8 protein-coding genes and 1 pseudogene are annotated in these 10,229 nt (G+C 71.7%); 7 read left to right on the plus strand and 2 right to left on the minus strand.

Going from position 1 to position 10,229, the window contains the following annotated elements:
• Positions 1-225: 225 nt before the first annotated feature.
• The 4 genes from ACGFZQ_RS32830 (at position 226) to ACGFZQ_RS32845 (ending at position 2,832) form a co-directional block, all read left to right on the plus strand.
• Positions 226-795 carry a TetR family transcriptional regulator gene (locus ACGFZQ_RS32830; protein WP_351742732.1) on the plus strand — a complete coding sequence of 190 codons (570 nt, stop codon included), beginning with the start codon at positions 226-228 and terminating at the stop codon, positions 793-795.
• Positions 796-1,403: 608 nt separating this feature from the next.
• Positions 1,404-1,823 carry an aspartate 1-decarboxylase gene (gene panD / locus ACGFZQ_RS32835; protein WP_393843374.1) on the plus strand — a complete coding sequence of 140 codons (420 nt, stop codon included), beginning with the start codon at positions 1,404-1,406 and terminating at the stop codon, positions 1,821-1,823.
• Positions 1,824-1,844: 21 nt separating this feature from the next.
• Positions 1,845-2,189, plus strand: a complete 345-nt coding sequence (locus ACGFZQ_RS32840; RefSeq protein WP_351744313.1) for a GNAT family N-acetyltransferase — start codon at positions 1,845-1,847, stop codon at positions 2,187-2,189.
• A 10-nt stretch (positions 2,190-2,199) separates the two neighbouring features.
• Positions 2,200-2,832, plus strand: coding sequence for an aspartate/glutamate racemase family protein (locus tag ACGFZQ_RS32845; RefSeq protein WP_393843375.1), 633 nt, complete (start codon positions 2,200-2,202; stop codon positions 2,830-2,832).
• Between the two features lie 496 nt (positions 2,833-3,328).
• Here the strand turns inward: ACGFZQ_RS32845 and gndA are convergent, their stop codons facing one another.
• Positions 3,329-4,771 (minus strand): NADP-dependent phosphogluconate dehydrogenase, encoded by a 1,443-nt coding sequence (gene gndA / locus ACGFZQ_RS32850; protein WP_351744307.1) that lies wholly within the window; start codon positions 4,769-4,771, stop codon positions 3,329-3,331.
• Between the two features lie 353 nt (positions 4,772-5,124).
• On the opposite strand from gndA, the gene ACGFZQ_RS32855 reads away from it, so the two are divergent.
• Positions 5,125-6,300 (plus strand): transglycosylase family protein, encoded by a 1,176-nt coding sequence (locus ACGFZQ_RS32855; protein WP_393843376.1) that lies wholly within the window; start codon positions 5,125-5,127, stop codon positions 6,298-6,300.
• 792 nt (positions 6,301-7,092) lie between these two features.
• Here the strand turns inward: ACGFZQ_RS32855 and ACGFZQ_RS32860 are convergent.
• Positions 7,093-7,915: pseudogene (locus ACGFZQ_RS32860) on the minus strand (DMT family transporter); the annotation flags it as partial.
• A gap of 231 nt (positions 7,916-8,146) precedes the next feature.
• Here ACGFZQ_RS32860 and ACGFZQ_RS32865 point away from each other — a divergent pair.
• Positions 8,147-8,914, plus strand: a complete 768-nt coding sequence (locus tag ACGFZQ_RS32865) for a (2Fe-2S)-binding protein (protein WP_393843453.1) — start codon at positions 8,147-8,149, stop codon at positions 8,912-8,914.
• Between the two features lie 38 nt (positions 8,915-8,952).
• Positions 8,953-10,104, plus strand: coding sequence for a glycogen synthase (glgA, locus tag ACGFZQ_RS32870; RefSeq protein ID WP_393843454.1), 1,152 nt, complete (start codon positions 8,953-8,955; stop codon positions 10,102-10,104).
• Positions 10,105-10,229: the final 125 nt, after the last annotated feature.

The following is a 10,229-nucleotide window of genomic DNA, read 5'->3' on the forward strand; positions in this document are numbered from 1 at the left end:
GGCGAGCCATGTCGCCGAGCATCCGGCCGGCCGGATGCCCGGCGATCCGACGGCCGCTTCTTCGGTGCCGGTGGTCCTGTACCACCCGCGGTCCCACCAGTTTCACGGCGTTCCTCTCGGTCGCCCGCGCCCGACCATCGCCATGGCGCGCCCTTCGATAGATGTACCGATCGGCACATCTACGTCGGTTGGACGGTACGCGTACCGATCGGTACAGTCAAAGCCGTGCCTCGTCCCGTCAATGCCGAAAAGCGTGCCGAGCTGCTGAAACAGGTGGTGCACCACCTCCAGCACCACGGCGTCGCGCAGATGTCACTGAGTTCGCTCGCCGAGTCGATCGGCACCACCAAGCGCATGCTTCTGTACTACTTCGGCAGCCGCGAGAACCTGCTGGCCCAGGCCTTGGCCGCCAGTCGCCCCGACGTCCACGCGATGTTCGACGACGTCAGCGACACCGCGGGACTGCGCAAGGCGGCCCATGCCCTGTGGGAAGCGATGACCGTCGGTGAGCAGTCCGGGCCGATCCGCATGCTGCTGCAGCTGCTCAGCCTGGCCGCCACCGATCCCGAGCAGTACGGCAGCATCGCGGCCGAGACCGTCGAGGTCATGGCCGGCCCCATCGCCGCGGCGTACGTCCGGCTGGGGCACTCGCCGCAGCAGGCGCGAACCGGGGCCACGCTCCTCGTCTCCGGCCTGCGCGGTCTGTGCCAGGACCGCCTGGTGACCCATGACGTCGCCCGTACCGACATGGCCGCTCGCCGCCTCATCAGGGACGCGGTCGCGGTGGCCGACTGAGCTTGTGCCCCCGTCCGGGCACTGATCGCGGAACTCACCCCGAAGGCGGTGTCCGGTCCGGGTTTCCGGCGCATCGCATCCAGGGCCGAGTGAGCATGCGGCCGTACTCGTCTTCGAGGGCGCCGACGTCGAGGCGGCCGTCGACGTCGAGGCGGCCGTCGACGGCCCTGAGTGCGACGGTAACCGCCGGCCCGGCTCCGGGGGTCCTGGTCGAGGTCGACGTACCGGCCGTACGCCCGTTGTCGGCTTCGCGGCCAGGAGGCGCGGTGTCGTCCCGGCCGATACGGACAAGGCGCGGCGTCCACGCTCGACTTAATGGGAAGCTGAGGGCGAAGACGCTGGCCAGGTGGCAGTGGGCCGGGGAGTCGTGAGTTCTGTCCCAACGCGACGTGACCAGGGTCTCGATGCGGCTTCTCGGCTCCGGTCCATACCCTGACTGCCAAAAGTCTGCGAAATCCTGACCGGCGACCTGTCAGAAAACTCGGCAAGCGGTCAGTGAAAGTCCACCCTCGGCGGCGGCCGTCAGGTGGAGAACGGCCCGTTATAAGCTGAGCGAACAGCCCTTGACCTGTACAAAGCAGGCAGGGAGCGAATTCCGGGAGTTCCGAATGCTTCGTACTCTGTTCAAGTCCAAGATCCACCGGGCCACCGTCACCCAGGCCGACCTGCACTACGTGGGATCGGTGACCATCGACGCCGACCTCCTCGACGCCGCCGACCTGTTCCCCGGCGAGCTCGTCCACATCGTCGACATCACCAACGGCGCCCGGCTGGAGACGTACGTCATCGAGGGCCGGCGGGGCTCCGGGGTCGTCGGGATCAACGGGGCGGCCGCCCATCTCGTCCACCCCGGCGACCTGGTGATCATCATCAGCTACGCTCAGGTCACCGACGCCGAGGCGCGTACGCTTCGGCCGCGGGTCGTGCACGTCGACCACGACAACCGCGTCGTGGCCCTCGGCGCCGACCCGTCCGAGCCGGTACCGGGCTCGGACCAGGAGCGCAGCCCGCAGGCCGTGGAGGCCTGACCGGCGGACCAGGAGGGCGACATGAGCGACATCGAGATCCGCGACGACCGGGCGGCGGGCCGTCTGGAGGCGGTCGCCGGCGACGAAGTCGTCGGCCACGTCGAGTACTTCGTGCTGGAGTCGCCCTCCCGGGCCCTGGTGCCGGTTCACACCATCGTGGAACCGGAGCACGAGGGGAAGGGCATCGCGGGCTCCCTCGCCCGCGAGCTGTACGCGATCGCCGAGCGCGAGGCCACCCCGGTCGCCCCGCTCTGCCCGTACGTCGTCAGGTGGGCCGAACGCCACCCCGACGTGGCGCCGGCAGCGGACCCCGAGCTGCTGCGCGCGGCGAAGGAGTGGCTGGTCGCCCACCCCGGCCGCTTCTGAGGAGCCGCACGTGCTCGCCCTGCTCCACACGTCCCCCCTCCACATCCCCGTCTTCGAGGCCCTGCGCGACGAGGACCACCCGGGCCTGGAGCTACGGCACGTCGTGGCACCGGAACTCCTGGCCCGGGCCCGCCGGGAGGGCCCCGAGGCGGTCGCGCCGGAGGTCACCGCGGCGCTGGAGCGGGCGGCGGCGGACGGCGTACGGGCCGTGCTCTGCACCTGCTCGACGATCGGCGAGGTGGCGGAGCGGGCCGCCGACAGCGTCGGGGTCCCGATAGTCCGGGGCGACCGTCCGATGGCTGCGGCGGCGGTGGCAGCGGGCTCCCGCATCGCCGTCCTGGCGACGGTCGAGAGCACCCTGGCCCCGACCCTGGCCCTGATCGAGGACGAGGCCCGTCGCGCGGACCGCCCGATCCGCGCCCGCGCCCAGGTCGTGGCGGACGCCTGGACCCGCTTCGAGGACGGCGACATCGAGGGATGCGCCCGCCTGGTGGCAGCCGCCGCGGACGCGGTGACCGACGCCGACGTGATCGTCCTGGCCCAGGCCTCGATGACCTCGGCCCAGCGGCTGACGACCACGACCGTGCCGATCCTCTCCAGCCCACGCCCCGGACTCGCTGCGGCGGCACGGGCGGCAAAGTGAGTGCAGGAGCCCCGTTTCGGGTACGCGGAGAGTAGACCCCAGAGGTGAAGTCGAGCCACTGGCCGGAGGACACCATGACGAACCCGCAGCCCACCCCGGTACCCCCTGACCCCCAGCCTCCGGACCCCTACCCCAGCCCGGTTCCCACCCCCGAACCATCCCCGGCCCCGGGCCCCGTCCCCACACCCCCACCACCGACCCCCACCCCACACCCCCTTCCCCCGAACCCAGACCCCACCCCAGAACCAGGCCCACCCCTGACTTGAGACCCCGAGCACCCGCCCCCAAAGGGGCGCGGGGAACTGCGCAAAACCCACAGCGGACCCGCACCCGACCACCAGGCTCGGCCCCCACCCTCCAAAGGGGCGCGGGGAACTGCGCAAAACCCACGACGGCCCCGCACCCGACCGACAAGCTCGGCCCTCACCCCCCCGGGGGCGCGGGGAACTGCGCAAAACCGCAGCTCACCCGCACCCGTCTCCAGCAACCAGACCGGCTACGCAGTGACCTCGCTGCGGTCCCCGCCCCACAGCGTGTGGAACGCCCCCTCCCGGTCCACCCTCCGGTACGTGTGCGCCCCGAAGAAGTCCCGCTGCCCCTGCGTGAGCGCCGCAGGCAACCGCTCCGCCCGCAGCGCGTCGTAGTACGCCAGCGCCGCCGAGAACCCGGGCACCGCGACGCCCTCCCGGGTCGCCGCGATGATCACCTCACGCCAGTCGTCCTGCGCGCCGGCGATCTCCCGGGCGAACGTCTCGTCGGACAGCAGGCTCGGCAGATCCGCCCGCGCGTCGTACGCCGCCCGGATCCGGTCCAGGAACGCCGCCCGGATGATGCACCCGCCCCGCCAGATCGAGGACACCGCACCGAGGTCGATGTCCCAGTCGTACTCGTCGCTGCCCGCCTGGATCTCGTGGAAGCCCTGCGTGTACGACACGATCTTCGACGCGTACAGCGCCTGCTCCACCCGGTCCGCGAAGGCTCCGGCCTCCGCCTCCGACAGCGCCGTCGGCTTCGGCCCCGCCAGCCCGCGCGAGGCCGCCCGCAGATCCGCGTGGCCCGACAGCGAGCGGGCGAAGACGGCCTCGGCGATCCCGGACACCGGCACGCCCAGGTCGAGCGCGATCTGGACGGTCCAGCGGCCGGTGCCCTTCTGCTCCGCCTGGTCCACCACCACGTCCACGAACGGCTTGCCGGTCGCCGCGTCCACGTGCGCCAGCACTTCCGCCGTGATCTCGATCAGGTACGAGTCGAGGCGACCGGTGTTCCAGGTACGGAAGATGTCGGCGATCTGCGCGGGGGAGTACCCGGCGACATCGCGCAGCAACTGGTAGGCCTCGCCGATCAGCTGCATGTCGGCGTACTCGATGCCGTTGTGCACCATCTTCACGAAGTGCCCGGCACCGTCGGGGCCCACGTGCGTCACGCAGGGCGCGCCGTCCGCCGCCGCCTTCGCCGAGATCTTCTCCAGCATCGGGCCCAGCGAGTCGTACGACTCCTTCGGCCCACCCGGCATGATGCTCGGCCCGTGCAGCGCGCCCTCCTCGCCGCCGGAGACGCCCATGCCGACGAAGTGGATGCCCTGCTCGCGCAGTGCCTTCTCGCGGCGCCGGGTGTCCGCGAAGTGCGCGTTGCCGCCGTCGATGATCATGTCGCCGGGCTCCAGGAGCGGTGCGAACTCCTCGATCACCGCGTCCGTCGGGTCACCGGCCTTGACCATGATGACCAGCCGGCGGGGCCGCTCCAGGGCCTCCACGAACTCCTTGGCGGTCTCGGCCGCGATGAAGTCGCCCTCGTCCCCGAAGTTCTCCACCAGCTCGTGTGTCTTCGACACCGTGCGGTTGTGCAACGCCACCGTGTAGCCGTTGCGCGCGAAGTTCCGGGCGAGGTTGCGGCCCATGACCGCGAGACCCGTGACGCCGATCTGCGCCGAAGTGCTCATACCGCCTGCTCCTCAAAGATCAAGTCGATCCCGTAGCACGTGCAAGGGATGCTGCCGCCGCTCATGCCCGCCAGTATTGCCCAAAGGCCATCCTGACTCGCCGTTCGACCGGCCGCACTTGCAGATACGGACCACAGGCGCCGACGCCTCAGCAGCCGCAGGAGACACTTCGCAGGGGCGCCGTGCCGTCCACCGGACTGACGGCGGATCAACTCGGTTTCGCCCCACGTCGCTTCACGGCGTGACGGCCGTGCCCCCAGGTGCGAGAGGCGGCTGATTGCTGTCTTGTCATGGCCTGTTCGGGGCGCTTACTTTTGGCCTTCCTGACGCGCGTGGCGAGGGGGATCTCAGACATGGCCGAACGCGGCCGGCACCGCCGGTACCAGCCGAACAGGATCAACCGCGCCTCGCTCACCGTCACGGCGGGCGGCGCCGGGCTGGCGCTTCCGCTGGCCGCGGCCGGGAGCGCCGACGCGGCCTCCGTGTCCACCTGGGACAAGGTCGCCGCCTGCGAGTCCAGCGGCGACTGGGGCATCAACACCGGCAACGGCTATTACGGCGGGCTCCAGTTCACCCAGTCCACCTGGGAGGCCTACGGCGGCACCCGGTACGCGCCGCGTGCCGACCTCGCCACCAAGGACCAGCAGATAGCCGTGGCCGAGAAGGTCCTGGGCGGGCAGGGGCCGGGTGCCTGGCCCGTCTGCTCGGTCGAGGCCGGGCTCACCCGCGGCGGTGGCACACCCGAGGTGCACACCGAGAGCGCAGCCACCCGTCCGGCCAAGAGTTCGGTACGGGACGTACAGCCGCAGACCACACCGCAGTCCCGGGCCGGCAAGGCCGAGATGTACACCGTGGTGCACGGCGACACGCTCTCCGGGATCGCCGAGGAACACGACGTCACCGGCGGCTGGCACCGGCTGTACTCGGCCAACCGCGCGACGGTCGGCTCCGATCCCGACCTGATCCTGCCCGGCCAGCGGCTGAGTCTGACAGGCCACGCGACCGAGGCCGCGAAGACCGAACCGCCGGCGAAGAAGACGGCGGCCAAGACGTCCAAGCCGGCCAGGACGAAGACCAAGGCCAAGCCGGAGGCCAAGACCAAGAAGGCCTCCTCCCACAGCGACCACTCCCTCGTCGCCCCGGTCGACGCCCCGATCGGTACGCCGTACCACGCGTCCGGCTCGCACTGGTCGAAGGGCTACCACACCGGCGTCGACTTCCTGGCGCCCACCGGCACCTCCGTCAAGGCGGTCGAGGCCGGGCAGGTCGTCACCGCCGGCTGGGGCGGTTCGTACGGCTACCAGGTGGTCATCCGGCACGCCGACGGCCGCTACTCCCAGTACGGCCACCTCTCGGCCATCTCCGTGCGGGCGGGGCAGAGCGTGTCCACGGGGCAGCGGATCGGCCGCTCGGGGTCCACCGGAAACGCCACGGGCCCGCATCTGCACTTCGAGGTGCGGACGGGGCCCGGTTTCGGCACGGACATCGACCCGGTCGCCTATCTCCGGGCCGGCGGCGTCAGGATTTGACCCGCATCCGGTGGCGGTCGATCACCGGGGACGGCACATAGCCGGCGGCGGGGAGCAGGACGTCAGCCACGTCTGTCACGGACGCGGTGCGCTGCTGGGGCATTTCGACCCGCGCAGGCCGATCCTCGCCGTCCGCCACCGCTCCGGCAAGGACGCCACCCCCGCCGACAGCTCCCGCCGACAGACCGGCCTCAGCCAGACCGGCAGTCGCGAGGCCTGCTTCCGCCATACCGGCCTCCGCCGGGCCCGCCTCCGCCAGACCGGCAACCGCCAGGTCGACCTCGGCCAGACCGGCTGTCGCGAGGCCCGCTTCCGCCATACCGGCCTCCAGGAGGCTTGCCTCCGTCAGACCGGCAACCGCCAGGTCCACGTCGGCCAGACCGGCTGTCGCGAGGTCTGCTTCCGTCATACCGGCCTCCGCCGCGCCCGCCTCCGCCAGACCGGCTGTCGCGAGGTCTGCTTCCGCCATACCGGCCTCCGCCGCGCCCGCCTCCGCCAGACCGGCAGTCGCCAGTCCCGCTTCCGCCATACCGGCCTCCGGGAGGCTTGCCTCCGTCAGACCGGCAACCGCCAGGTCGACCTCGGCCAGATCGGCTGTCGCGAGGCCCGCTTCCGTCATGCCGGCCTCCGCGAGGCTTGCCTCCGTCCTACCGGCCTCCGCCAGGCCCGCCTCTGCCATACCGGCCGTCGCCAGGCCCGCCTCCGGCAGGTCGGTCTTCGGCAAGGTTGCCTCTGACAGTTCCACGAGGGCCTCGACCAGCGGCTCCGGTGTGGTGTCCGCGGGGGTGTGTTCGATGCGGTCGGTCGTCAGCAGGATCAGGCCGCCCGTCGCCACCACACCGCAGGCCAGCGCCAGCAGCGTGCCGGTCGTGCCGTAGCGGAACGTCTCGTCGAACATCGTGATGCCGACCGCGGCGGCCAGCACCGGGTTGACCACCGTCAGCGTGGCCAGCGGCGCGGCGAGGCCGCCGCCGCGGTACGCGGCCTGGGAGATCATGACGCCGGCGACGGCGTAGACGCCGATCACCGCCAGCCAGAGCGCGTCGGACACGGCGATCCCGCCGTCCCAGTCGATCGCCACGACCTTGGTGAACACCGAGGACATGCCGAAGGCTATGCCGGACGCGACGGCGAGCAGCACGCTGCGCACCGCCGGGTGCCGGTGCGCGGCCCGGCCCGCGACCATCAGCGCGACGATCGCCCCGTCGGTGACCACCGCGACCCCGGTCCGGCCGGCGGAGTCCAGGGTGTGGGAGTCGGAGGAGCCCACCAGGGAGAGCAGGCCGGCCAGACCCACGGTGGCCATGATCGCCCCCCGCCAGGCGGTGGAGCCGGCCTTGCGGCCGACGAACAGGGCCGCCATGGGCAGCGCGAACACGATGGTGAGCGCGCCCAGCGGCTGGACCAGGCTGAGCGGGCCGTAGGCCAGCGCCACGACGTGCAGCAGGCCACCGAGGCCGTTCAGCCCCATCGCCCCCCACCAGCTCGGGCGGCGCAGCGGCGCGTACTGCTCGTCGGGGGAGGTGACCGCGACCTGCTCCTGCACGATCGCTCCGCCGGCGTAGGCGACGGCGGAGACGAAGGACAGCACCACGGACAACGCGAGGGCACTCATGCAGAGCTCCTCTGCGTCAGGCGGATCCGCAGGGCGGTCCCGCACGGTGAACGGTCGGCTTCCATGAGCAACACTCTGCCCGCCCGAACCCTTCCCGTCGTCGTACCTGAGCACCCAATGCCTCGTACTACCGATGGAGTAGGGGAGGTCTCTGATCATCCCCAAGGTGGGCGTCGGTGGGTGGAGGGCCGGGTCGCCGGGGTCCTAAGAAGCCTGGTACTACTGCTGTTCGTGGACCTGGACCCCGATCTCGCCGCGCTCCGGCCGCTCGGCGGCTTCTTCGTCCTGCGGACGCTCCGATCGGCGGCCGGAGACCGGGAGGCGGTGCGGATCGCCGAACTGCCGGACCTCGCAAAGGCCTATAAAAAAGTCACATCGGATGTTTATGGAAATGTCCTAACTTTCCGTGTTGGGCTCGTGGCGGACCGTCTCCGCACCCCGGAGCTCCGGATCGCCGCCTCCATCGCCCACCAGGGGCTCGCCGCCCGGCTCTGGTCCGTCGCCCTCGGCTGCGCCGCCCGCTACGGCCGCCTCCCCGACCTGGACCCCCGTCTGCTCCGCTGGGACGCCGTCGCCACCGCCCCCGACGACCTCTGGCTCACCGAGGTCCGCCCGCTGCCCGGGGGTGCCGGACCGGCCATGCTCGCGGACGCCGTCGTACACGGCCATCTCGAACCCCTGGCGGAGGCCCTGCGGGCCCGCTACGGCGTCGCCGCCGGCCTGCTGTGGGGCAACGCGGGCTCCGCGCTGGCCGCCGCCGCCCGTGAGCTGGACCGCTGGGCACGCGCCGGTGGCCGCGCCGAGGTCGCGGACCGGGCCCGCACCCTGGTCGACGCTCTCTTCGAGCACCCTCTGCTCGGCGCCACCGGCATCCGCACCGGCCCGGGCTTCCGGCGCCGCAGCTGCTGTCTCTACTACCGGGTACCGGGCGGCGGGGTCTGCGGTGACTGTTGTTTCACACAACCACCGCGCTCTTCCCCGGGCGCCGCATCTGGGTGACCATGGAACAACCGGCCGTGGAGATCAGGGGGTTGCGGGTGCGAGTGGGACTGCTGACCCGGGAGTACCCTCCGGACGTCTACGGCGGTGCGGGTGTTCATGTGGAGTTCCTCGCCAAGGAGTTGCGGCCCCTGGTCGACCTGGAGGTGCACTGCTGGGGCGAGGGCCGCGGGGTCGGCGTCGTCCGGCACCGCCCCTGGTCCGCGCTGGACACCGCCAACGACGCGCTGCGCACCTTCTCCGTGGACCTCGCCATGGCCGCCGGCCTCGAAGGCCGCGAACTCGTGCACTCCCACACCTGGTACGCCAACCTCGCAGGCCATGTGGCCAAGCTGCTGTACGGCGTCCCGCACGTGGTGACCGCGCACTCGCTGGAGCCGCTGCGCCCCTGGAAGGCCGAGCAACTCGGCGGCGGATACGCCCTGTCGAGCTGGGCCGAGCGCAGCGCGATCGAGGCCGCCGACGCGGTGATCGCGGTCTCCGGGGCCATGCGCACGGACATCCTCGGCTGCTACCCCGCTCTGGACCCGGCGAAGGTCCACGTCGTGCACAACGGCATCGACACCGCCCTCTACCGGCCGGACCGCTCCACCGACGTCCTCGCCCGGATCGGCGTCGACCCGGGCCGCCCCTACGTGCTGTTCGTCGGCCGCATCACCCGCCAGAAGGGCGTACCGCATCTGCTGCGCGCCGTACGGGACATCGCCCCGGGGGTGCAGGTCGTGCTGTGCGCCGGGGCACCCGACACCCCCGAGATCGACCGGGAGTTCCGTGAGCTCTTCGAGGAGCTGCGCCGGGTCCGCGAGGGCGTGCACTGGATCCCGCAGATGCTGCCGCGCGCGGACGTCATCCAACTCCTCACCCACGCGGCCGTGTTCGCCTGCCCCTCGGTGTACGAACCGCTCGGCATCGTCAACCTGGAGGCGATGGCCTGCGGCACGCCCGTGGTGGCGTCCCGGGTCGGCGGCATCCCGGAGGTCGTCGAGGACGGCAAGACGGGGCTGCTGGTCGACCTCGACGACGACTTCGAGGCGGGCCTGGCCAGGGCGCTGGACGCGGTCGTCGGCGACCGCGAGGTGGCCCGCCGGATGGGCGAGGCCGGACGGGAGCGCGCCGTGGGGGAGTTCGGCTGGGACGCGGTGGCCCGGCGCACGGTCCGGCTCTACGCGGACATCCTCAGGCAGGCGTGACGGACAGCCCGTCTCTGCGAGGAGATCCCCAGGCAGGCGTGACGGACAGCCCGTCTCTGCGAGGAGATCCCCAGGCAGGCGTGACGGACAGCCCGTCTCTGCGAGGAGATCCCCAGGCAGGCGTG

It is taken from the genome of Streptomyces sp. NPDC048254 (assembly GCF_043201895.1).
GTDB lineage: Bacteria > Actinomycetota > Actinomycetes > Streptomycetales > Streptomycetaceae > Streptomyces.